At 41.9% G+C, this 24,047-nt stretch carries 26 protein-coding genes; 9 read left to right on the top strand and 17 right to left on the bottom strand.

Annotated elements, in window-relative coordinates:
* Positions 1-94 precede the first annotated feature (94 nt).
* The gene (gene moeA, locus HPC40_RS03530; protein WP_208118104.1) at positions 95-1,321 is read left to right on the top strand and encodes a molybdopterin molybdotransferase MoeA; all 1,227 of its coding nucleotides are present in this window, start codon (positions 95-97) and stop codon (positions 1,319-1,321) included.
* Complete coding sequence (locus HPC40_RS03525; RefSeq protein WP_208118103.1) at positions 1,321-2,049, top strand: molybdopterin-synthase adenylyltransferase MoeB; 729 nt, start codon at positions 1,321-1,323, stop codon at positions 2,047-2,049. The genes moeA and HPC40_RS03525 overlap by 1 nt, the downstream gene beginning before the upstream one ends.
* 30 nt (positions 2,050-2,079) lie before the next feature.
* Here HPC40_RS03525 and HPC40_RS03520 read toward each other — a convergent pair whose 3' ends face one another.
* The 4 genes from HPC40_RS03520 to thiI all read right to left on the bottom strand — a co-directional run bounded on the left by HPC40_RS03520 (position 2,080) and on the right by thiI (position 6,217).
* A complete protein-coding gene (locus HPC40_RS03520; protein WP_208118102.1) occupies positions 2,080-2,652 on the bottom strand; it encodes a UbiX family flavin prenyltransferase in 573 nt (190 codons plus the stop codon).
* Positions 2,652-4,166: an amidophosphoribosyltransferase gene (purF, locus tag HPC40_RS03515; RefSeq protein WP_208118101.1), complete on the bottom strand. Its 1,515-nt coding sequence runs from the start codon at positions 4,164-4,166 to the stop codon at positions 2,652-2,654. The genes HPC40_RS03520 and purF overlap by 1 nt, the downstream gene beginning before the upstream one ends.
* A gap of 10 nt (positions 4,167-4,176) precedes the next feature.
* Positions 4,177-4,662, bottom strand: coding sequence for a CvpA family protein (locus HPC40_RS03510; protein ID WP_208118100.1), 486 nt, complete (start codon positions 4,660-4,662; stop codon positions 4,177-4,179).
* 103 nt (positions 4,663-4,765) lie between these two features.
* The gene (gene thiI / locus HPC40_RS03505) at positions 4,766-6,217 is read right to left on the bottom strand and encodes a tRNA uracil 4-sulfurtransferase ThiI (protein WP_208118099.1); all 1,452 of its coding nucleotides are present in this window, start codon (positions 6,215-6,217) and stop codon (positions 4,766-4,768) included.
* Positions 6,218-6,340: 123 nt separating this feature from the next.
* On the opposite strand from thiI, the gene xseB reads away from it, so the two are divergent.
* From xseB to dxs, 3 genes are all read left to right on the top strand, one after another.
* The gene (gene xseB, locus HPC40_RS03500) at positions 6,341-6,616 is read left to right on the top strand and encodes an exodeoxyribonuclease VII small subunit (protein WP_208118098.1); all 276 of its coding nucleotides are present in this window, start codon (positions 6,341-6,343) and stop codon (positions 6,614-6,616) included.
* A 4-nt stretch (positions 6,617-6,620) separates the two neighbouring features.
* Positions 6,621-7,520: a (2E,6E)-farnesyl diphosphate synthase gene (gene ispA, locus HPC40_RS03495; protein ID WP_208118097.1), complete on the top strand. Its 900-nt coding sequence runs from the start codon at positions 6,621-6,623 to the stop codon at positions 7,518-7,520.
* 70 nt (positions 7,521-7,590) lie between these two features.
* A complete protein-coding gene (dxs, locus tag HPC40_RS03490) occupies positions 7,591-9,456 on the top strand; it encodes a 1-deoxy-D-xylulose-5-phosphate synthase (protein WP_208118096.1) in 1,866 nt (621 codons plus the stop codon).
* 144 nt (positions 9,457-9,600) lie between these two features.
* Here dxs and HPC40_RS03485 read toward each other — a convergent pair whose 3' ends face one another.
* The 5 genes from HPC40_RS03485 to ribH are packed head-to-tail and all read right to left on the bottom strand — an operon-like array spanning position 9,601 to position 12,659.
* A complete protein-coding gene (locus HPC40_RS03485) occupies positions 9,601-10,242 on the bottom strand; it encodes a LysE family transporter (protein WP_208118095.1) in 642 nt (213 codons plus the stop codon).
* Positions 10,243-10,251: 9 nt separating this feature from the next.
* Positions 10,252-10,743 carry a phosphatidylglycerophosphatase A family protein gene (locus HPC40_RS03480; protein WP_208118305.1) on the bottom strand — a complete coding sequence of 164 codons (492 nt, stop codon included), beginning with the start codon at positions 10,741-10,743 and terminating at the stop codon, positions 10,252-10,254.
* Entirely contained in the window at positions 10,743-11,741 is a 999-nt protein-coding gene (gene thiL / locus HPC40_RS03475) for a thiamine-phosphate kinase (protein WP_208118094.1), read from the bottom strand. The genes HPC40_RS03480 and thiL overlap by 1 nt, the downstream gene beginning before the upstream one ends.
* 26 nt (positions 11,742-11,767) lie before the next feature.
* Entirely contained in the window at positions 11,768-12,181 is a 414-nt protein-coding gene (nusB, locus tag HPC40_RS03470; RefSeq protein ID WP_208118093.1) for a transcription antitermination factor NusB, read from the bottom strand.
* Position 12,182: 1 nt separating this feature from the next.
* Positions 12,183-12,659, bottom strand: a complete 477-nt coding sequence (ribH, locus tag HPC40_RS03465) for a 6,7-dimethyl-8-ribityllumazine synthase (RefSeq protein WP_208118092.1) — start codon at positions 12,657-12,659, stop codon at positions 12,183-12,185.
* A gap of 299 nt (positions 12,660-12,958) precedes the next feature.
* Here ribH and potA point away from each other — a divergent pair, with 299 nt between their 5' ends.
* The 4 genes from potA to cdd all read left to right on the top strand — a co-directional run bounded on the left by potA (position 12,959) and on the right by cdd (position 16,711).
* Positions 12,959-14,077: a spermidine/putrescine ABC transporter ATP-binding protein PotA gene (gene potA, locus HPC40_RS03460; protein ID WP_208118091.1), complete on the top strand. Its 1,119-nt coding sequence runs from the start codon at positions 12,959-12,961 to the stop codon at positions 14,075-14,077.
* A complete protein-coding gene (gene potB, locus HPC40_RS03455) occupies positions 14,058-14,918 on the top strand; it encodes a spermidine/putrescine ABC transporter permease PotB (RefSeq protein WP_208118090.1) in 861 nt (286 codons plus the stop codon). The genes potA and potB overlap by 20 nt, the downstream gene beginning before the upstream one ends.
* Positions 14,918-15,682, top strand: a complete 765-nt coding sequence (gene potC / locus HPC40_RS03450; protein ID WP_208118089.1) for a spermidine/putrescine ABC transporter permease PotC — start codon at positions 14,918-14,920, stop codon at positions 15,680-15,682. The genes potB and potC overlap by 1 nt, the downstream gene beginning before the upstream one ends.
* A gap of 111 nt (positions 15,683-15,793) precedes the next feature.
* Positions 15,794-16,711, top strand: a complete 918-nt coding sequence (gene cdd / locus HPC40_RS03445; RefSeq protein ID WP_208118088.1) for a cytidine deaminase — start codon at positions 15,794-15,796, stop codon at positions 16,709-16,711.
* A 36-nt stretch (positions 16,712-16,747) separates the two neighbouring features.
* Here the strand turns inward: cdd and grxD are convergent, their stop codons facing one another.
* From grxD to HPC40_RS03405, 8 genes are all read right to left on the bottom strand, one after another.
* Positions 16,748-17,086, bottom strand: coding sequence for a Grx4 family monothiol glutaredoxin (gene grxD, locus HPC40_RS03440; RefSeq protein WP_208118087.1), 339 nt, complete (start codon positions 17,084-17,086; stop codon positions 16,748-16,750).
* A 77-nt stretch (positions 17,087-17,163) separates the two neighbouring features.
* A complete protein-coding gene (gene brnQ, locus HPC40_RS03435) occupies positions 17,164-18,462 on the bottom strand; it encodes a branched-chain amino acid transport system II carrier protein (protein WP_208118086.1) in 1,299 nt (432 codons plus the stop codon).
* 139 nt (positions 18,463-18,601) lie between these two features.
* Complete coding sequence (gene argG, locus HPC40_RS03430) at positions 18,602-19,939, bottom strand: argininosuccinate synthase (RefSeq protein WP_208118085.1); 1,338 nt, start codon at positions 19,937-19,939, stop codon at positions 18,602-18,604.
* A gap of 159 nt (positions 19,940-20,098) precedes the next feature.
* Positions 20,099-20,572, bottom strand: a complete 474-nt coding sequence (locus tag HPC40_RS03425) for an META domain-containing protein (protein ID WP_208118084.1) — start codon at positions 20,570-20,572, stop codon at positions 20,099-20,101.
* A gap of 37 nt (positions 20,573-20,609) precedes the next feature.
* On the bottom strand, positions 20,610-21,425 hold the full coding sequence (dapB, locus tag HPC40_RS03420; protein WP_208118083.1) for a 4-hydroxy-tetrahydrodipicolinate reductase: 816 nt from the start codon (positions 21,423-21,425) through the stop codon (positions 20,610-20,612).
* Positions 21,426-21,428: 3 nt separating this feature from the next.
* Positions 21,429-22,514: a 23S rRNA (cytidine(2498)-2'-O)-methyltransferase RlmM gene (gene rlmM / locus HPC40_RS03415; protein ID WP_208118082.1), complete on the bottom strand. Its 1,086-nt coding sequence runs from the start codon at positions 22,512-22,514 to the stop codon at positions 21,429-21,431.
* Position 22,515: 1 nt separating this feature from the next.
* Positions 22,516-22,926, bottom strand: a complete 411-nt coding sequence (locus HPC40_RS03410; protein ID WP_208118081.1) for a DUF423 domain-containing protein — start codon at positions 22,924-22,926, stop codon at positions 22,516-22,518.
* An 8-nt stretch (positions 22,927-22,934) separates the two neighbouring features.
* The gene (locus HPC40_RS03405; RefSeq protein ID WP_208118080.1) at positions 22,935-23,816 is read right to left on the bottom strand and encodes a transcriptional regulator GcvA; all 882 of its coding nucleotides are present in this window, start codon (positions 23,814-23,816) and stop codon (positions 22,935-22,937) included.
* Positions 23,817-24,047 lie beyond the last annotated feature (231 nt).

The raw sequence follows: 24,047 nt of genomic DNA, 5'->3' as shown, positions 1-24,047 counted from the left end.
AGATTAATTAAAAATACAACAAGATTTCTACGAAATTAACTGAAAAATTCTGAATTCTTGTTAAAATATACTAAATTTTAATTCAAGGAATGCTATGAACCAATTACTTTCTCTTCAAGATGCCTTGGCGAAACTGACTCTGTCGCTACCCTATCCTTCCGAGCATCAAACTGAGCGTGTGAGTTTGAATGCGGCATATAATCGTATTTGTGCGGAAGATATTATTTCGCCATTAAATGTGCCGGGATTTGATAACTCTGCTATGGATGGCTATGCTGTGCGTTTAAGCGATCTCGATGCTCAGCCCCTGCATATCGCAGGCAAGAGTTTTGCAGGTTCGCCATTCCAGGGGGCGTGGGAAAACGGTAGTGCCGTGCGTATTATGACGGGAGCCGTTGTGCCTGAAGGGTGCGAGGCCGTCATTATGCAAGAAAATGCCGAGCTGCTTGATAATGGTAAAGTGCGGTTTAACGGTGAGGTTAAACGTGGACAAAATATTCGACGTGCAGGTGATGACGTTAAACAAGGTGAAGTGGTTTTAAAAAAAGGTTCAAAACTCACCGCACTTTCACTGCCTTTGCTTGCGTCGCTTGGATTAGAAACGGTGTTAGTGTATCGCAAAATTAAAGTCGCCCTTATTTCAACGGGAGACGAGCTTGTTAGCGTGGGTACGCCGCTGCAAAATGGACAAATTTACGACACTAATCGCTTTACCGTTCGTTTATTATTAGAAAAGTGGCCTTGTGAGATTTTAGATTACGGTATTTTACCCGATGATAAAGTGCGGTTTGCGCAGACATTTTCACAAGCGCAGCAAGAAGCCGATCTTGTCATTACCAGTGGTGGCGTTTCTGTTGGGGAAGCCGATTTTACCAAAGAGGTGCTAGAGCAACTGGGGGAAATTAACTTTTGGAAATTGGCTATTAAACCGGGTAAACCCTTTGCTTTTGGTAAACTTGACCATGCGTGGTTTTGTGGATTGCCAGGTAACCCTGTTTCCGCATTAGTCACGTTTTATCAGTTAGTTCAACCTGTTCTCGCCCGTTTAACTGGCTTTAGCCAGTGGCAATTGCCACCACAGTTGCCTGCAATTGCCAGTGAGCCGATGAAGAAATCACCTGGTCGTTTAGATTTCCAACGTGGGCATTATCAGCTCAACGCACAAGGACAACTTGAGGTTCGCCCTGTCGGATTTCAAGGCTCGCACATGTTTAGCTCTTTTGTCCAAAGTAATTGCTTGATTGTGCTTGAACGTGAGCGTGGCAATGTTGGCACTGGCGAATATGTGATGATAGAACCGTTTAGCGATGTATTACAATAATGACTGATATTTTATCTGACCACGAGGTGTTACGCTATAACCGCCAAATTGTACTGCCTCAAATTGATTTTGATGGACAAGAACGATTAAAACACGCTCATGTTGCAATAATTGGCATGGGCGGTTTAGGCTGTGCGGCAGCGCAATATCTTGCAAGTAGCGGTGTCGGTACGCTCACGCTCATTGATTTTGATACGGTAAGTTTATCTAATTTACAGCGTCAAGTTCTGCATACAGAGCAACGTCTTGATCAGCCTAAAGTGGATTCAGCTAAGACCGCACTTTGTGCCTTAAATCCACATATTACCATTAACACCATCAATGCTGATTTGGATGATGAACGTTTTCGTGACGTTGTCACTAAAGTTAATGTGGTGGTGGATTGTTCGGATAATGTGGCAACACGTAATCGCTTAGATATACTTTGCCAACAGCAGCAAACACCGCTCGTATTTGGGGCGGCCATTCGTATGGAAGGGCAAGTCTCTGTGTTCACGTATCAACCGAACACGCCAAATTATCGCTGTATTAGCCAGCTATTTGGTGAAAATACGCTTTCTTGTGTGGAAGCAGGCGTTCTCTCCCCGATTGTTGGCATAGTAGGGACTATTCAAGCCATGGAAACGCTTAAATTACTGCTTAATATCGGCGAGCCATTAATAGGAAAACTCTTACTCATTGATGGTTTAAGAATGCAATTTAATACGATTAAGATACCTTATAAATAAAAGTGCGGTTTGTTGACCGCACTTTATTTTTTAAATCCCCTGCCAACGCTCAAATAAGTCTTGTGGCAAGTCAATATCAAATTGATCACATAAACGATTAACCGATTGATTGATAATATCATCAATACAGTGTGGTTTATGATAAAATGCAGGCATTAATGGTGTGATCGTAGCCCCAATTTCTGCCGCTTGTAACATCAGTCGTAGATGTCCTAAATGTAATGGCGTTTCACGTAGACATAAATGTACGGGCTTACGCTCTTTAAGGCACACATCTGCCGCACGAGAGATGAGATCATCGCTATAGCTATTTGCAATCGCCGACAGCGTCTTAATTGAACACGGCACAACAAGCATGCCTAAAGTGCGGTATGAGCCCGATGAAATGGCAGCTCCAATATCGCGATTATCATATATCTGATGAGCAAGTGCTTTCACATCATTGATCGTATAATCAGTTTCCAAACTAATCGTTTGGCGTGCAGCATGGCTGATAATGAGGTGTGTTTCAATCTCTGTTTGGGCTAACACTTGTAATAAACGAATGGCATAAATTGCCCCCGATGCCCCTGTGATTGCAATAATTAGTCGCTGTGGTTTCATCATGCTTCGTTGTGCATTTCTAAGTTAGTTTCATCTCGCTCTTGACGACGCTTTGCTTTATCATTACGCATCGCTTCAACTTGAGCAAGATACGCATCCGTTACATCACCTGTTATATAATGTCCTGTAAAAACAGAGCTGTCAAAATGCGTAATACGTGGGTTTTCTTTACGAATAGCATTTTCTAAATCATCTAAATCTTGGAAAATTAAGCCGTCTACCCCAATTGCTTTTGCAATTTCATCAACGCTACGATTATAGGCAATCAGTTCATTGACTGATGGCATATCAATGCCATACACATTTGGGTGGCGTACCTCAGGCGCTGCGGATGCTAGGTAGATCTTTTTCGCCCCTGCTTGACGAACCATTTCCACTATCTGCTCTGACGTTGTGCCTCGCACAATAGAATCATCAACAAGTAGCACGTTTTTACCTTTAAATTCGGACGAAATGGTATTCAGTTTACGTCTCACAGAATGACGGCGTTGCTTTTGCCCGGGCATGATAAATGTGCGTCCAACATAGCGATTTTTCACAAATCCTTGACGGTACGGCACATTAAGCTCTTTAGCAATTCGCAAGGCAATATCATTAGACGTTTCAGGGATGGGAATAACGACATCAATATCATGTGCAGCCCATTCTCTAGCAATTTTACGTCCTAAGGCTTCCCCCATATGAACACGCGCTGCATAAACGGATACACCATCAATATAGGAATCGGGACGTGCAAAATAAACGTATTCAAAAATACAAGGGCATAAATCAGGGCAAGGGGAACATTGATGTGAGTAAAATGCACCGTTGAAATCAACATAAATCGCCTCACCTGGGGCAACATCACGGACAAACTCAAAACCGATAATATCCAATGCTACGCTTTCCGATGCAAAAGCGTACTCGATACTGCCATTATCTAATGTACGTTTACCCAGTACAAGCGGGCGAATGCCATGTGGATCACGAAACGCAATCATACCAAAGCCGATGATCATCGCTACACAGGCATAAGCCCCTTTAATATCATGATGAGTTTGCGTTACAGCCGCAAAAATATCGTCGGGCGTTAAATGATTATGTGGGCTTTGATCAAGGTGATAGGCAAGGATATTTAACAGAGCTTCAGAATCAGAATTGGTATTCACATGGCGACGAGCTAATTTAAACAATTTATCTTTCAACTGGTGCGAATTGGTTAAATTCCCGTTATGCACTAACGTTATGCCATATGGTGAGTTGACATAAAACGGTTGCGCTTCAGAAACACTGGAACTCCCCGCTGTAGGATACCTTACATGCCCTACACCAACGCTACCTTGTAGCCTCTCCATGTGTTCTTGACGAAACACATCACTGACGAGACCATTGGCTTTACGTAGCCGAAAGCGGCTTTCACTATCAATAGTCATAATTCCAGCAGCATCTTGTCCTCGGTGTTGTAACACCGTTAATGCGTCATACAAGGCTTGATTGACAGGTGTTTTGCCGATAATCCCAATAATGCCACACATAATTTCGCCCTTACAATTTCGGAGTTAAAAAAGAGGAGTTTTGTTGAATCTGTTGAAAAAACCAATCCACTACAAACCCAAAGTGCGGTATCAATTTTGAATTTTGCCACCACTCTGTTTGATTTAAATTGGTGAACGTATCCATACAAAATAACAAGGCCGCCACGATCAAAACGCCCCGCAACACGCCAAAACACGCACCAAGTACCCTATCCGTGCCACTTAGCCCTGTTTTTTCCACTAACTGCCCTAAAATATAGTTCACAATCGCCCCGACAATCAGACTTAAAATAAATAAAATTGCGATTGCCACACCAATCCGAATATTTTCAGAGTCAATTTGGGTGAAATAGCCTGCTAAGTAGGGATAAAATCGACTGGCAATAAAAAAAGCGAAAACCCAGCTTGCCAGTGAGATAGCTTCCCGTACAAAACCACGTAACAAGCTCACAATTAAGGAAAAAACAATAATACCGATAATCAGATAATCAATCATACATTTTTAGGCTTGAAGGCTGTTTACTCGTGTTTGAAAATAAGAATATTTATTGTACAAAAAAATACTGTGCTTGCGTAGCACTATTTTTCAGCATTTGTATTTAGCTCAAGCGTAACACTTTGACATTACTATAACCTTGTTGTTGCAAAAATTGCGCTTGTAACTGGCTCATTACCCCTTTTTCACAATACAGTAAGTAGGTTTTACTGCGATCCAATGTAGCAAACGCCGTGCCCAGTTTAAAAAAGGGAATCCCTAGCAGCTCACAGTTTGGTAAATAAATGGGTTTTTCCTCTCGCTCGTCATCGCTTCTAACATCAATAACAATCTCGCCTGTATTAACGTGAGATACGATCTCCACATCGCCAACCGCACTTTTATCAACATGTGCTATATCACGAATATCAACATACTGCGCTTGCGCAACGGCATGGTCTAAAATGCTAAAATCAAAATTGGCTTCTTCTTTTATAATGCGTTCAGGAATCGCTTTCACCGTCGGATTTTTTGAAATGACCCCACAAAACTCTGGCATTGATTTTGCAATTTCATCCGTACCAATTGCCTGTGCAGTCGCGATAATATCTGGTTTGTCGTGCGTTATGAGTGGACGCAAAACCAGCACACTGGCAGCCTCATCGATTAAACGCAGATTGGTCAACGTTTGGCTAGATACCTGCCCAAGTGCCTCCCCTGTGACGATAGCTTGGATGCCAAAACGCTGTGCCACTTGGCTAGCCGCACGCACCATCATACGCTTCAATACCACGCCCATTTGTCCATTGTCGATTTTTTCTAAAATCTCAGCGACAACAGGCTCAAAATTGATGGCAACAAACCGCACTTTAACCGATGAACTATAGCGAGACCAAATATGATACGCCATCTGTTTCACCCCGATTTCGTGAGCTTGCCCGCCAAGATTAAAAAAGCAGTAATGCACTTTGGAACCACGACGAATAAACATATAGCTCGACACGCCCGAATCAAAGCCACCTGAAATCAGGCTGAGCACATCTTCTTGTGTGCCAATCGGATAACCGCCGATGCCCTCAAAACGGTTTTTCACCAGCAACATGTGATCATCTTCAATCGTGATATTGACCGTAACATCAGGATTTTTTAACCGCACTTTAGCACTCTCAATATGCTGATTTAATCCGCCACCTACATAACGTTCTAAATCAAGAGAACTAAACGCATGCTTGCCTTTCCGTTTTACACGCACACAAAAAGTGCGGTTTTCTAACTGTTCACGCGTGTGTTTTAAGGTATATTCAAAAATATCGTGCATGGAAGCAAAAGGAATCCCCTCAACCTCCAAAATATGGTGAATACCGGGCGTACGTTGTAAAAAATCCAATAATATATGCCGCTTTGTCGCATCTTTTGACCGCACTTCAATGTAATCCCAATGATGCACTACTGCGACGCTATCGTCCTGTTTACTTAAAATATTGCGGATATTGCTGGTTAAAATTTTGATGAAACGCTTACGCACCGAATCGCTTTTCACCATGACTTCGGGAAAAAGTTTGATAATAAATTTCATAATTGCATCTGGCTGTCAAAAATGGGCATATTGTACCTGAAAATAGGTTTAACATCTAAAAAAAACGACAAATTCTGTAAACTCAAGTACAATAGACGAAAAACGGAGAATTGAGAAATCATTATGGCGAAAAAAGCAACTTCTTTGGATTTTGAAAGCACACTTAGCGAGCTAGAGGCGATCGTTGCACGTTTAGAAAATGGCGATTTACCGCTCGAAAAAGCATTAATGGAGTTTGAAAAAGGCGTTGGGCTTGCACAAGCTGGGCAACAACGCTTACAACAGGCGCAACAACAAGTGAAAATTTTGCTTGATAAAAGTGCGGTTGCCCCATTAGCAGACTTTGTTGATGATGAAAATTCACGCAAACAATCGACTACCGCAACAGAAATGGATTAATTCAATGAGCTATGATTTTCAAGCGGACTTACAGCACTTTCGCACGCGTGTTAATGATTTTTTACAGCAAAAACTGATCATGGATTCGAATCCAGCCCCGTTGGCAGATGCTATGCGTTATGGTGTATTGCTTGGTGGGAAGCGTTTACGTCCCTTTTTAACCTATTGCACAGGGCTCATGTTGCAAGCCCCACTTACCAGTCTTGATTATGCCGCAGCGGCCGTTGAGGCGGTGCATAGTTATTCCTTAATCCACGATGATTTGCCCGCAATGGATAATGATACGTTGCGACGTGGGCAAAATACCTGCCATATCGAATTTAGCGAAGCTACTGCGATTTTAGCAGGCGATGCGCTACAAAGTTGGGCATTTGAACTCTTATGCCACACCCCAGGTGTGAGTGCGGAACAAAAAGTGCGGTTAATACAAATATTAGCCCAAAGTGCTGGCGTGCAAGGCATGTGTTTAGGGCAAGCACTGGATCTATTTGCTGAACAACAAGCGGTGGATTTGGCATTTTTAGAACGTATTCACCAAAATAAAACGGGCGCAATGATTGTGTGCGCGGTCATAATGGGATTCCTCTGTTCACCGCACTTTCATAATGAGAACATCGAGCAGCATTTGCGTCGCTTTGCTACGCTAATTGGGCTGGCATTTCAAGTACAAGATGATATTTTAGATATTACCGCCGACAGTGCTACGCTTGGCAAAGATGCAGGATCCGATCTCGCTCACGATAAAAGCACTTATCCCAAATTATTAGGGCTTGAAGGCGCACAAAATAAAGCGCAAGCCTTGACCACGCAAGCTAAGCAAGCGTTGCACGCGCTACAACAGATTGGGCTAGATACGACCGCACTTTCTGCGTTGGCAGATTTTATCATTGTGCGTCATAATTAAATCAGCATTAAATGCAATGAAGTAAGATTTTGTGATTTATGTTTGCTTGAATTCTCGTTATAATCCAACTATGCAAAAATATCCTTTATTATCGACTATTAATACACCAGATGATCTTCGTCTTCTGTCGCGTGAACAGCTTCCACAACTGTGTGATGAGTTGCGAGCCTTTTTGCTTGAATCTGTCAGTCAAAGTAGTGGCCACTTGGCATCAGGGCTAGGTACAGTAGAGTTAACCGTTGCGTTGCATTATGTCTTCAACACCCCCTTTGATCAGCTGATTTGGGATGTTGGGCATCAAGCCTATCCGCATAAAATTTTAACAGGAAGACGCGATCGCATGCATACGATTCGCCAAAAAGAGGGGTTGCATCCCTTTCCTTGGCGTGGTGAGAGTGAATATGATGTGCTTTCAGTTGGGCATTCTTCCACGTCCATTAGTGCGGGTTTAGGCATTGCTATTGCAGCAGAAAAAGAAAATGCCAATCGTAAAACCATCTGTGTGATTGGCGATGGTGCCATTACCGCGGGGATGGCATTTGAGGCTCTGAACCATGCTGGTGCGCTACACACGGATATGCTGGTGATTTTAAACGATAATGAAATGTCAATTTCTGAAAATGTCGGCGCATTAAATAATCACTTAGCACGCTTGCTTTCAGGTTCGTTCTACTCTTCTATTCGAGAAGGAAGCAAAAGCCTCCTTTCAGGATTGCCACCAATAAAAGCCTTTGTGAAAAAAACGGAAGAGCACTTAAAAGGCTTTGTTTCGCCTGGCGGCACACTTTTTGAGGAGTTAGGTTTTAATTATATTGGTCCAATCGACGGGCATAATGTGGACGAATTGGTTTCAACCCTGAAAAATATGCGTAATCTGAGCGGCCCACAATTTTTGCATATCATGACCAAAAAAGGGAAAGGTTATGCTCCTGCGGAAAAGGACCCTATTGGTTTTCACGGCGTACCCAAATTTGACCATACGCTCGGACAACTTCCGAAGAAAACGGCACAACTGCCCACCTATTCTGCTATTTTTGGTCGTTGGTTATGTGAAATGGCAGAACATGATAAAAACGTGATTGGCATTACCCCTGCGATGCGTGAAGGCTCAGGCATGGTGGAGTTTTCCACGCGTTTCCCTGATCAATATTTTGATGTTGCCATTGCAGAACAGCACGCAGTAACATTTGCAGCAGGGCTTGCTATCGCTGGGCTTAAGCCCGTCGTAGCTATTTATTCTACTTTTTTACAACGTGCTTATGATCAATTAATTCATGATGTGGCTATTCCTAATCTGCCGGTCTTATTTGCAATTGATCGTGCAGGCATTGTCGGTGCAGATGGGCAAACACATCAAGGCGCATTTGACATTAGTTTTATGCGTTGCATTCCCAATATGGTAATTATGACACCGAGTGATGAAAATGAATGCCGTCAAATGCTCTATACAGGGCTTCATCACACAGGACCAAGTGCGGTACGCTATCCTCGTGGCAACGTTACAGGCTGTGAATTACAGCCCTTACAAACAGTGGAAATTGGAAAAGCACGCATAATACGTACAGGTGTCAATATTGCGATATTGAATTTTGGTACATTATTACCACACGCCATGCAGGCAGCTGAATATGTTAATGCGACACTGGTGGATATGCGCTTTGTTAAACCGCTGGATGAAAATACGATTGATGTCTTATTAGCAACACATTCATTATTTGTCACCATTGAGGATAATGCGCTAAAAGGTGGTGCAGGAAGTGCGGTGGGAGAATATCTCAACCACGTTGCATTACATAGTGCACATCAAGTGCGGTTGTTATCACTTGGTTTTGCTGATGAATTTATCCCACAAGGTGAACCAGCTGAAATACTGGCAGATCTTGGGCTAGATGCACAAGGTATTATCGATACAATTCAATCAGTTATAAAAAATTAAATTTTTTTGCATTATATGATGAACTTTTCTCATTCGTTTAAGTCTTAATTAATGCTAGTGCACTGCAAATGCAGTTGTCTTTTTACATTTTACTTATGTAAGACCTCCCCCGATATGCCCCTTTTGGCTATCGGGTTTTCTTTTTTAAGGTGATACACCCGTGTTCAATGCGCTATACACTAAAAACAATCCAAAACTGAGAAAAACCAACCCACAGAGGTTATCAATATAACGGCTATATTTAAAATAAAATTGTTTTACAGCATGGAGTGAAAACAGTCGAGCAACGAGATAAAAATAGACAAAACTTTCAAATACAATCATGACAGCAACAAATCCAACCCACCACGCATTTAGGTTTGCCACTAACATAGAAAAAATCCCACTGAAAAAAATCAGCACCTTAGCATTAGAAAGATTGACCCATAGCCCTTGGCGAAAATGGGCGAAACCGATTTTGCTTTTGCTCTTCTTTGCTTTTAGCGTAAATTGTTCGGGCGTAATACTATTTCGCACACGCAATAATTTCATCCCCAGATAACTTAAATAAATTCCACCAGCCAGCCAAACCGCACTTTGAATGGCGGGATAGATCGCAAATAAAATGGAAAGTCCTATAATGCTAGCGATAACCCACACGCTTAAACCCGCGCAGATACCTAAAATCCCCCAAACTACGTTGCTGCGGGGTTCAGCGAGCGATTTGCGTGCAACATAAAAAAAATCAGGTCCAGGACTCATCAATGCAATGGTATGAATGACTAAAATTTTGAGTGCGAACAACATAGCAGTCTCTTAGAAAAATATAGAATGAGTGATATAAATCACGATCAGGCTAAACAAGGCGGCAAGCGTATCATCAATCATAATGCCAAACCCCGAGTGTAGCGCACGATCAAAGGCTTTAATTGGATACGGTTTGAGAATATCAAAAAAGCGAAATAGCATAAAACTGATAATATACCAAAGTGCGGTTGATTCAGGCAAACACGCCAACACTAGCCAGATAGCAGCGATTTCATCCCACACGATTGAACCGTGATCGTGTACACCAATATCAAGTGCGGTTTGCCCACAAATTTTTGCACCGATGGCGAAAGCGATAACAGCAAGAATAAGCAGGCTTACGCTATTAAACACACTTAAAATGGCTACTCCAATCAGCCAGCCTGCTAATGTTCCCCATGTGCCAGGGGCGGGGTAAATTAATCCTGCTCCAAAGCCAATTGCTGCCAAATGAATCGGATTTTTAAAAGATAGTTTGTTTAACTCAGGTCGTTTTGTCATCATTGCGTTCCAAAGTGATCGTAGCCAGAAAGTATTGGCGTTGGAATAATTTCTCCGTTACGTTGTAACAATACCGCACTTTCCATTTTTGCTGGGCGAATTTGCCCAATACATGTGTACGGCACACCAATGTGCGTTAAGGCTTTTTCCATTTTTGTTCGTAACGTATCTGGTACACAAAAACACAATTCATAATCTTCGCCCCCTGTGAGAGCTAACGTTTGAGCCTGTTCAAGCGTTGTTGTATTAAGTAGTTGTGGGGAAAGCGGAATTTTATTCATATCAATTACTGCGCTAACGTTACTGCGTTCGACAATATGTGCTAAATCACCCAATAATCCATCAGAAATATCAATTGCTGCGCTCGCAAATGGTACGATTGTCTGCCCAAATAACACACGTGGCGTTGGTCGCAAATGACGCTCAATAAGATAATATTCATCAACAGTGCAATTGGTTTTATTTTTGCCTTCTGTCAATAAAGAAAAACCTTTTGCACTATCGCCTAATGAGCCTGTAACATAAATCCAATCACCACTATGCGCTTGGTGGCGACAAATGCCTTTATCCCGTGGCAATAACCCATGGGCTGAAATCGTAACAGAGAGCACACCACGGGTTGTATCTCCCCCAATCAAATCCACATTATAGTGATCAAGTATGTCAAAAAAACTCTCACTAAAACGTGCTAACCAGAGGTGATCAACCTCAGGAAGTGTCAATGCTAATGTTACCCAAGCAGGTTCAGCCCCCATTGATGCGAGATCGCTCAAGTTGACGGCTACTGCTTTGTAAGCCAAATCCGCAGGATCTATGTTTGAATAAAAGTGTGTACCCTGTACCATCGTATCCGTGGTGATGGCAAGGTGCTGATTGGGTTGCACTTCACAGATAGCACAATCATCGCCCACTGATAGCACTACATCGCGCCGTGGGCTACGACGCGATGCACTAAAATAGCGTTTGATTAAATCAAATTCCACCTTGCTTTCTGACACAAGTACTCCTTAAACAGCAGGACGATTTATTTATTTTGTTGCGTTTGTGCAATTTTATCTAACACACCGTTAATATATTTATGCCCATCCTCTGCCCCAAAGGTTTTCGCCACTTCAACCGCTTCATTAATGACCACTTTATACGGCACATCTTGGTATGTCAGCTCATAAGTCGCCATCAATAATAATACGCGCTCAATGGGGTCAAGGCTTTTAAATGTGCGATCTAAGTGCGGTTCAATGTGTGCTTTTAATTCATCTTCATACTGCACCGTATTTTGTAACAACGTGCGGAAATAAGGCACATCGACATCTTTCATCTCTTGTTCTAGCATGAATGCCACTTCAACATCAGCAACATCATTTTGCGACATTAACCAAGAATATAATGCTTGCAATGCGCATTCTCTAGCACGATGACGAGGAGAAATTTTGCTCATATTATGCTCCTGCTTTAATTTGGTCTAACACACTGATCATTTCAAGCGCAACCAGAGCGGCTTCTGCACCTTTATTACCTGCTTTTGTACCCGCTCGCTCAATGGCTTGCTCAATATTTTCCGTCGTCAATACGCCAAACGCCACGGGTAAATCAGCTAACATTGCCACCTGCCCTAGCCCGCTAGCCGCCTCGCCTGCAACATAGTCAAAATGCGCTGTGCCACCCCGAATAACAGTGCCTAATGCAACAATGGCATCATACTTCCCTGTCGCAGCTAAACGGCGAACAACCAACGGCAATTCATATGCACCTGGTACTTTCACAATTGTGATATTGTCATCTTTTACTTGTCCTACACGTTTTAGTGCATCTACCGCACCCGCTTGTAGGCTGTCATTAATAAAACTGTTAAAGCGTGCAATAGCAATTGCAATGCGTGCATTTGGTGCAGTTAATACACCATCAATTTCTTTCATATTATTACCTTAAGATCATTTTGTTATCGCCAATTTGCGCGGATTCTACCATAAAATAGCAAGTGCGTTTAAGCAAAATATTACCGCCCCTTTTTTAGCCTCCAGCAAGTATATAAAAAACACAATAAAATCAATAAGTAAAACCGCACTTTTGTTCTTTTAAAAAAACTGACAAAATCAAGCGCAAAATACGCGGAAATTTTTGTCATCTTAAATTCAATTGTGGTATTCTTACGCCTTTGCATTTAACTGAAACGATACATGATTGCTAGCAATCATATAGGGGGAAACCAAAGAAAGTGGAAAATCGTGTCAACGCTGCGCCTGTCATTGAACTGCGCGCTATTCGGAAAGAATATGATGGCAAAGTGATCATCGAAAATTTTTCTTTATCCATTAATAATGGGGAATTTATCACAATTTTAGGGCCATCTGGTTGCGGTAAAACGACTATTTTACGCCTGATTGCAGGCTTTGAATCTCTAGATAGTGGGCAAATTATTCTTGATGGGCAAGATATTAGCAACGTACCTGCCGAGCAACGCCCCGTAAATACTGTCTTTCAAAGCTATGCCCTGTTCCCGCATATGAGCATTTTTGAGAATGTTGCTTTTGGTTTAAAAATGCAAAATGTGCCAGCCTCGGACATTAAACCTCGTGTAATGGAAGCATTGCGTATGGTGCAACTGGAAGCCTACGCTGAGCGCAAACCTGCTCAACTTTCAGGTGGACAACAACAACGTGTTGCAATTGCGCGTGCCGTGGTAAATAAGCCTAAAGTACTCCTACTTGACGAATCCCTTTCTGCCCTAGATTATAATTTGCGTAAGCAAATGCAAAATGAACTTAAAGCACTACAACGTCAGCTTGGCATTACCTTTATTTTTGTGACTCATGACCAAGAAGAAGCATTGAGTATGTCTGATCGCATTATTGTGTTGCGTGAAGGCAAATTACAACAAGATGGTACGCCACGAGAAATCTATGAAGAGCCAAACTCACTGTTTGTGGCTCGTTTTATTGGTGAGATCAATATTTTTGATGCAACCGTTATTGAACGCATCGATGATCGCCGCTTACGTGCTAATGTAGAAGGACGCATTTGTGATATTTATGCTCAGCAAGCCTTTGATGTTGGAAGCAAACTAAAGGTGCTATTGCGTCCTGAAGATTTACGCCTTGAAGAGGTCAATAACGGTGAAAAAGGCAACGGCTTAATCGGTTTTGTTCGAGAGCGCAACTACAAAGGTATGACCTTGGATTCCACCATAGAATTGGAAAACGGTAAAATTGTGCTAATCAGTGAGTTTTTCAATGAAGATGACCCTGATGTCGATCACTCATTAAACCAAAAAGTGGCGATCACTTGGGTTGAAAGCTGGGAAGTGGTGCTAGAAGATGAAGATAACAACGCGTAATTTTCAAACGATGACCGTTGCGATCATTTTCGCATGGTTAATTTTTTTCATCCTTGTGCCAAACCTTTTAGTGCTTGGTGCAAGCTTTTTAACCCGTAATAGTAGCGAATTAATTGAGTTTACCTTTTCGTTAGACAGCTATAAACGGCTGGTTGATCCGCTTTATGCGAAAGTGATTTGGAACTCGCTATATATGTCGGGTATTGCCACCATTATTTGCCTTATTGTGGGATACCCCTTTGCTTTTTTTATCGCACGCTTACCGCAAAAATACCGTCCAATACTGCTGTTTATGGTCATTTTGCCGTTTTGGACAAATTCACTTATTCGCATCTATGGCATGAAGATTTTTCTTGGTGCACGTGGCGTGCTGAATAACACCTTGATGTCTTTAGGCATTATTGATGCTCCTATTCGTATCATCAATACAGAAAGTGCGGTCATTATCGGGCTTGTTTATATTTTGTTGCCCTTTATGATTTTGCCTCTCTACTCGGCAATTGAAAAATTGGATGGGCGTTTACTTGAAGCTGCTAAAGATTTGGGAGCTAATGCGGTTCAACGGTTTATTAAAATTATTTTGCCACTCACAATGCCCGGCATTATTGCAGGCTGCTTGCTGGTGCTTTTACCCGCGATGGGAATGTTCTATGTTGCTGATCTATTAGGTGGCTCAAAAATTCTCTTGGTTGGAAATGTGATTAAAAATGAATTTTTAGTTTCACGTAATTGGCCATTCGGTTCTGCTATTAGTATTGGCTTAACAATTTTGATGGCGTTAATGCTTTACATCTACTACCGTGCAGGAAAACTATTTAACAAAAAACCGGAGTTAGAATAATGGGCAAATATTTACGCGGCGGTTTTATGTTATTGGTATATAGCTATCTCTATATCCCAATTCTTATTTTAATTATCAACTCCTTTAACCAAGACCGCTATGGTTTGAGTTGGAAGGGATTTACATGGAAGTGGTATGATAATTTAGCGCAGAATGATACCTTAATTCAAGCAGCTATCCATTCAGTAACGATTGCATTTTTTGCTGCAACAATGGCGACCATCATTGGTGGGCTAACCGCAATCGCACTTTATCGCTACCGTTTCCGTGGCAAACAATTTGTCGGGGGCATGCTATTCGTCGTCATGATGTCACCTGATATTGTGATGGCAGTATCGCTTTTAGCCTTGTTTATGCTATTTAGTATGCAACTCGGATTTACCTCACTATTATTGGCCCATATTACTTTCTGTCTGCCCTATGTTGTGATTACGATTTTATCGCGCCTTAAAGGTTTTGATATAAAAATGCTAGAGGCAGCAAAAGATTTAGGGGCAAGTGAATTAACAATTTTAGGTAAAATTATCCTACCGCTGGCCATGCCTGCGATTGTTTCTGGGTGGCTTTTAAGTTTTACTATCTCCCTTGATGATGTGGTGGTCTCTTCATTTGTCAGTGGAATTAGTTATGAAATTTTGCCATTGAAAATCTTCTCTATGGTAAAAACGGGCGTAACGCCTGAAGTTAATGCCTTGGCATTTTTGATGATTATTTTATCTCTCGTTTTAGTTACCATCAGTCTTTGGCTAACTCGCAAAAAATAAGCAATCAGCCTTTCTATTATTGATGAATCTCACAAAAAGGTCTTTTTTCAAAGACCTTTTTTGTAATTTAGCGTACTATATTTCGAAATAATAACAACAATGAGGAGTGTTATGCCAAATCATTATCAACAAGATCAACACATTTCAGATAAAGTGCGGTTAGCCTGTTTACAACTCAAGGATCAGCCTTTAGCCCAAACTGTGTTCACGTTGTTGACCGAGCAACGTTTTAATGCTTACCTACCGCACTTTGTAGTGCATCATTTATGTGACAAATTTAATCTCACCGCTCGGGAGTTATCGCTTGAATTACTCCCTATTGCCAGTGCCTACGCCCACACCCCAATCTCACATTTTAATGTGGGTGCAATTGCCATTGGCGAAAGTGGCGCATTTTATTTTGGGGCTAACCTTGAATTTAAAGCCAGTTGCATTCAACAAACGGTGCATGCTGAACAAAGTGCCATTGCCCATGCGTGGATTCGTGGCGAAACTGCACTGCGTGAAATTTCAGTAAATTACGCACCCTGCGGGCATTGTCGGCAATTTATGAATGAGCTAAATAAAGCTGATGGCTTAATCATTAACTTACCCGAAAATCCAAACAATGCGCTCAAAACGTTTCTACCGCATAGCTTTGGACCAAATGATTTAAACATCAATGAACGCTTGCTGCTACCGCGTGATAATGGTTATTTATTCCTCTGTGAAGATCCATTGCATGAAGCCGCATTAGCTGGATTAAATATCAGTCACGCACCTTATAGCGGCGCATTTGCAGGCGTGGCGTTAGAAACGGAAGATAATTTCTATTTTTGGGGAAGCTATGCCGAAAATGCTGCATTTAATCCGAGTCTAAATGCCTTACAAGTTGCCATTAATCATTTAATTATGAGTGGCTTTGAATTGCAAAACATTAAACGTGCCGTTTTGATAGAGAAAAAATCTCCGCTTAGTCAAAAAGTGATGGCACAACAACTGCTCGCAACCTTGTGCAAACTACCACTTGAGTTTATTAGCTTAGATTAAATAAAAAGTGCGGTTTTTTAACCGCACTTTCGCTTTTTAGGCTTGTTCTTCTTTCTGATGCTTTTGTGCAACCTCATTTAAGAGTGGCTGCAACTCGCCTTGTTGGAACATTTCCATAATAATATCACATCCACCGATTAACTCACCTTCTACCCACAATTGTGGAAACGTTGGCCAGTTGGCGTAATTTGGTAATTCCGCCCGAATATCTGGATTTTGCAAAATATCCACATAACCAAACGGGACTTTACAATGAATGAGAGCCTCAACTGCACGTGCTGAAAAGCCACAAGAAGGAAATTTAGGTGAGCCTTTCATATAAAGCAGAATTGGGTTTTCACTAATTTGTTGCTTAATTCTCTCAATGGTTTCCATAGTTGCCTCTAATAGTTTTGTATTTTAGTCGGGTATTATAATCGCAACTGGCATAATACGCCAGCCTCCCCCCAAAATTAATTTCGAGTTGACTTGCCGTATAACACGCTAATCGCCAATGCTATCATGGCAGGCAACAACCACATTAAACCTTGGTCCGCCAGCGGAATATAGTTGATCCACTGCTCAATGGCTTTTGGCAAGAGATCCATGTTTTTTAAACTATCACAAGCACTTAAAAGTGCGGTTACCGCTATTGTCAAATTATACGATAGCGTAATATTAGGCAATTTTCGGCGGAGTAATTGTAAAACTACCAACATAATTGCAATTGGATAAATTAATAAAAGGGCTGGAATGGTTACACGCAAGAGCGTATCTAAGCCCGTATCTGAAATAATGATCGTACAGATAGTAAATAAAACCACAAAAAAACGGTAATTTAAACGATGATGGAATTTAGAAAAATAATCGGCACAGGCACTGGTTACGCCCACTAAAGTCGTCAAGTTTGCCAGCATCACAATGCCACTCATAATCCAAGAACCTTGTCGCCCGAAAAGCACATCAACAGAACGCGCGAAAATTTGCCCACCATTCGTCGATATTGCCGCCACTTGATCACTGGTTGCACCAAGATAAAATAAGCAAAAATATAAACCTGATAGTAAAAAGACTGAAATTGTCCCTGCAATCAACGTATATTTTACGATTGCCTTACTATCACTCACGCCATTAACAGCCATTGCGCGTGCCACAATGCCACCAAACGCCATCGCAGAAAGTACATCCATGGTTTGATAGCCGCCGACCAACCCTGTGATAACAGCTGAATTTTCAGCATACGCGTGGCTAGGTTGCACCATCGGGGAAATAGGCGTCGTAATAACCCCATATGCCACAATAATCAGCAACACCAATAATGCAGGTGCCATAAATTTACCGATGGTTGAAATCATCGTACTACGCCCAAGCATAAAAAACATCGCAATGATGTTAAACACGATAGCAAATATTAAGTGTGCATGTTCACCGTTATACAGCTCAAGTGGCACCCACGCCATTTCATATGCTACATTTGTAACACGTGGCATGGCAAAAGTAGAACCAATCACTAAATATAAAATGGACCAAAATACCACGCCTGCCCATTTAGGCAAATCCGTCGAAAGTGCTTCACCCCGCCCTTTAACCGATACCACAATGAGGGTGATGAACGGCATAAAAACGCCTGTTAGTACAAAGCCTAAAGCGGCGAACAACCAACTTGTACCTGCGTGATAACCTTCCATTGGCGGAAAAATAATATTGCCTGCACCAAGAAAGAGTGAAAAAATCATCATCCCGAGCACAGCCAGTTCTTTTCGACTTAACATTGCATATCCTTAAATAAAAATAAAACGAAATTTTACCTTATTTTTATGAGAAAAAAAATTCCAGCTATAACAGTATTGTGCAAAATTGCATAAAAAAAACCGCACTTTTATGCAAAGTGCGGTCTATCATTTTATGAGCTTATTTTTTAGCATCAAGTTGTGGCAATTGGCTGTCTTGGCTTGCAATCAACAAACCTGATTGAGTATAAATGCCAATTTTATCACGCGTATCTACAATATCGAGATTGCGCATGGTTAACTGCCCAATACGGTCAGCAGGGCTAAATGGTGCATTTTCCACTTTTTCCATGCTTAAACGCTCTGGTGCATAGGTTAAGTTTGGTGATTCCGTGTTCAAAATAGAATAATCATTGCCACGACGTAATTCTAACGTAACTTCACCTGTGATAGCACGTGCTACCCAACGTTGTGCCGTTTCACGCAACATTAAGGCTTGTGGATCGAACCAACGACCTTGATATAATAAACGTCCTAAACGCAAACCATTTATACGGTATTGTTCAATCGTATCTTCATTGTGAATGCCACTGACCAAACGCTCATAAGCGATATGCAACAGTGCCATACCTGGTGCTTCATAAATACCACGGCTTTTGGCTTCAATAATGCGGTTTTCAATCTGATCACTCATGCCAAGACCATGACAACCACCAATGCGATTAGCTTCAAGGAATAACTCCACAGGATTGCTGAATTCTTTACCATTTAACGCCACTGGCACGCCTTCTTCAAACCGCACTTTGACTTCTTCTGGTTTGATGACCACGTCATCTTTCCAAAATGCGACTCCCATAATCGGATTCACAATACGAATGCTTGCATTTAAAAATTCTAAATCTTTTGCTTCGTGGGTTGCACCTAGCATGTTGGAATCTGTCGAATACGCCTTTTCAACCGACATTTTATAATTAAAGCCATTGGCGATTAAAAACTCTGACATCTCGTGACGACCGCCAAGTTCATCAATAAATTGTTGATCTAACCAAGGTTTATAAATTTTTAGATTTGGGTTCGTTAATAAACCATAACGATAAAAACGCTCAATATCATTTCCTTTAAACGTACTGCCATCGCCCCAAATATTCACATCATCTTCTTTCATCGCCGCCACCAACATCGTGCCAGTTACCGCACGCCCAAGTGGTGTGGTGTTGAAATAGGTCATTCCGCCTGTGGTAATATGAAATGCACCACACTGAATGGCTGCAATGCCCTCATGCGCCAGTTGTTTACGACAATCAATCAAACGTGCATCTTCTGCGCCGTATTCTTTTGCTTTGCGTGGGATGGCCTCGTAGTCGTCTTCATCAGGCTGACCGAGATTCGCGGTATAGGCATAAGGTACGGCTCCTTTTTGACGCATCCATAAAAGTGCAGCACTGGTATCCAAACCGCCTGAAAAAGCGATCCCCACTTTTTTGCCTTTAGGCAAAGATTCAAGAATTGTCGCAGACATAATAATCCCTATTGATTTGGTGTTAACTAAAAAATAATGCCGTGCATTATCCAAATTTTTAATGTGCTTGTCTATAATAAATATTCACTTTAAAGCATAAATATTCATTTCAAGCAGCATGTACACTATAAAAAACCGCACATTAAAGTGCGGTTATACTTAAAAAAGACGAAATAGTGCTTGCAACCGCACTTTACCCGTAGCATCACGCAATACGAGTTGTTCATAAGGTGCTTTTCGGGTGATGACCTCATACTGTACCGCACTTTGCAAGGCATTTATGCCTTGTTGTTCATCACGATTATGCTGGCACAACATTCGGGTGCTGGCGAGCCCATCTGCAAGCTGGAATTGACCAACATTAGCAGTTTTTAAGCTCCCCATAATGCGATTACATCCAAAATACGCACTGAGCTTGCCATCAGCCGCCATTATTAGCTGATAATCATCCGCCTGCACTTTTTGCCCGTCGATGTCAGTTACCTGCCAAGAACGCACGAGCATAGCGTCAACGTGAGCGGTTTGAGTAACCATGCTCTGTTCACCTGTTTTAGGCATAGCCTTTTCCTCTTGTTGCACACTGCACGCCATTAAAAGTAACGACAGCAGTACTGTTGACATCAAATACGGCATATTTTTCCCCGTGTATTAAATTTATGCAATTTTAGCACTAAAGGCTGTTCAGATCGAGTACATCTGTCATATCAAACAGACCGCACTTTTGATCGTTCAACCATTTCGCCGCTCGCACCGCCCCATTTGCAAAGGTCATACGGCTTGAGGCTTTGTGGGCAATTTCTACTCGTTCGCCCTCATCGGCAAACCATACGGTATGTTCACCCACCACATCGGCGGCACGGATGGTTGCAAAACCAATTTCATTGCGTTTTCGCTCGCCTGTTATGCCTTCACGGCAGAATACGCCATCTTTGGTAAGATCACGTCCGAGCGTTTTTGCGATATGTTCTCCCATTGAAAGTGCGGTTCCCGATGGCGCATCAACTTTATGGCGATGGTGTGCTTCGATCACTTCAATATCGCAATACTCACCCATCACTTTTGCCGCTTTTTCCAGTAATTTGAATACCAAATTAACACCCACAGAATAATTAGACGCAAAAACAATAGCTATATGCTCTGCGGCTTTTTCAATCACCGCCTTTCCTTCGCTGTCAATCCCTGTTGTACCGATCACCATTTTCTTATGGTGCTCTACACAACATTGTAAATAGGCTAAAGTTCCTTCTGGACGAGTAAAATCGATCAATACATCAAATTCATTGACGACTTGCTCGATATTATCGCAGATCAGTACCCCGTTTTTACCAATGCCCGCAAGCTCGCCTGCATCAACGCCAGTTAAACTAGAGCCTTGGCGTTCAAGAGCAGCACTGAGTACAACACCTTCGGTTTGACTAACGGCTTTTATTAAATTTTGTCCCATTCTGCCGCCTGCACCTGCTACGGCAATGCGTAATTGTGTCATGATTTATCCTTTGATATTGATATAAACTGTAATTTCTTCTCGATCGTGATAAAGCTGTTTTGCCTGTAATTGGTAGCGAAGCCCTGCCGCACTTAAGGTTGTGTCAATGCGCTCAAAGCAAGTTATGACCTCGTGGTAACGCTTTTTCATCGGTAATTTTAAATTAAAAATACTCGCACGACACCATCCATTAACCAACCATTTACATATAAGTTGACTGATACGCAATGGCTGTTCAACCATATCACAAACAAGCCAGTCAATGTTGGCATGCCGTGGTGGTTTAAATACAAATCCGTCTTCTGGACAATGCTCTACTTTACTGCTCGCCATCAAACTCGCTGCAATTTTACCGTGATCGACTGCATATACAAACAACCCTCGCTTGACCAATTGATAACTCCAACCACCAGGGCAAGCCCCTAAATCAACCGCTTGCATCCCCTCTCGCAAATGTATCTGCTCTAATTTTCCTGGTAAAAACGTCATAATGGCTTCATCAAGTTTCAAGGTTGAGCGACTAGGCGCATCGTGCGGAAAACGCAGACGCGGAATGCCCATACAGTGCGGTGAATGATTGTTGTTATACGAAAATCCCACTAAACAGTGATTATTAGCTAAAAATAACACATGTAAACTCACGCCCTGCTGCCCTTGATAATGTAACCAACCGCACTTTTTCAACGCACTACGCAGTGGCACGGTCAATTTACGGCAAAAAGTGGAAAGCGATTTCCCCGCATTTGTATCAGGTGTTTCCAGCCAAATCGTATCACTTTTGTGCAAAAAGTGCGGTGCTAAATGCGCTTTAAAACTGGCTATAATCGGCGTAATACGATCATTAAGCGGCAAGTCCTGCAGCTCATCACACACGACGATCAACTGGCGAGCAAAGATCAGCGTTTTGAAATCAATTTGGCTTGCAATGTCGGCAGCAGAGCTCGGTGGATAGAGTGTAAACAGCACCCAACCGCTTTCTGCCACCGCATTGGCATACCCAAAACCACCGTATTGTGCGGTCTTGTCACTGATTTCTGCCACCACTTCTTTTTCAAATCCTGGGCGACAATAAATTAATAATGCGTTCAATTTAGTCCCTTGGTTTAATGCAATTACCAATAGAAATCACACTTAGTGCGCCCCAACCGACTAAAAAGGCAACGCCACCGATAGGTGTCAGATATTTCACGGCTTGCGTGCCCGTGATTGCCATGACATACAAGCTACCACTAAAACATAAAATGCCCACAGCCCAGCTATAACCAATCCAGTTAAGCCCCATTCGACGACATGACGGTTGTACTTGATTTTTAGTTGCTGCAACAAAAAAGCCTAACGCCAATAATGCTAACGTATGTATAAATTGATACTGTTGGGCTTTGATAAGCCAATCTTGTTCAAGTACGGTCATATCACCTACCAGTGCATGTGCGCTATACGCTCCAAATGCAACAGAAAAAAATCCGCTTAGTGCGGCTAAGACTAAAAATCGGTTTCCCATATTCGCTCCTATTGACTATGTTGGCTAATCCAATCAACAAAGGCAATGACCTGCGCTTTGTTCTTATTGTCGCTATGATACACTACATAAAATGATTTTGGATCCGTTACATCGGTTAAAAACACCTCGCTCAACAAGCCATCGTTAATATATTTTTGGGCTAAAATGGTGTTCGCAAGCACTACGCCTTGTCCGTGAATCGCGGCCTGTAACGCCATAAAGGTATGACTAAAGACCACGCCATGTTGAATATCAATATCATCTACATTAAGGTGAGCAGTCATATTTTGCCAATGTTCTCGATTATGAATGTGCAATAAATTATGTGTTTTAAGATCCGAAAGTGCGGTCAGTGGCTTTTGAGCAAGTAAATCGGGAGAGGCAAGAATTGACAATTTACCTGAAAAAAGCTGGTGACTATCTAACCCCTGCCAATTGCCACGCCCATAAAAAATGGCGACATCCGCGTCGGCAATATAGCTGCTTTCATCATAATCTATCCCTTGAATATTCACTTCAATTTGCGGATAACGCTGATTAAACTCCCCTAAGTGCGGTACCAGCCACGCCATACCAAATGTTTGTGGCACTTTGATGGTTAGATGCTGCGCCGATTGCTGTGCTTTTATTTTGCTGGTCACTTGTGCTAAGCGTTGTAAAATTGACCGCACTTCATAAAAATAAGCCTGCCCTTCATCGGTCAATACCAATGCACGATTTTTACGCACAAACAGTGCCAAACCAAGGTAATCTTCCAATAATTTAATTTGATGACTTATCGCTGCTTGAGTGACGAACAGCTCATCAGCTGCTTTCGTAAAACTCAAAAGACGCGCAGACGCTTCAAATGCTTTGAGCGAATTTAATGGCGGCAAATTTTTGTTCTGCATATGATGCCCTTAACCCATAAAAAAAACTAATGAAAGCGATAAAAAAATATAGATTGTTGTTATACCTGAGAGCCCCTAAAATAACATCATTACTTAAGCAGTATCGCTGTTTTTAAGTATGATGTTGTGTTTTATCTAGTTTTCTAGATTTGAGTTCTACTCTTAACTTCCTGTATAGTTTAAACCGATTTGGTTTATAAGCCACCTTTTCCCGAGGTGGCTTTTCTTTAT

Origin of the sequence: Spirabiliibacterium falconis (genome assembly GCF_014885015.1) — a bacterium.
Taxonomy (GTDB): domain Bacteria; phylum Pseudomonadota; class Gammaproteobacteria; order Enterobacterales; family Pasteurellaceae; genus Spirabiliibacterium; species Spirabiliibacterium falconis.
Note: the sequence above shows the minus strand (reverse complement) of the source record. Positions and strands in the feature narration are given on the sequence as shown.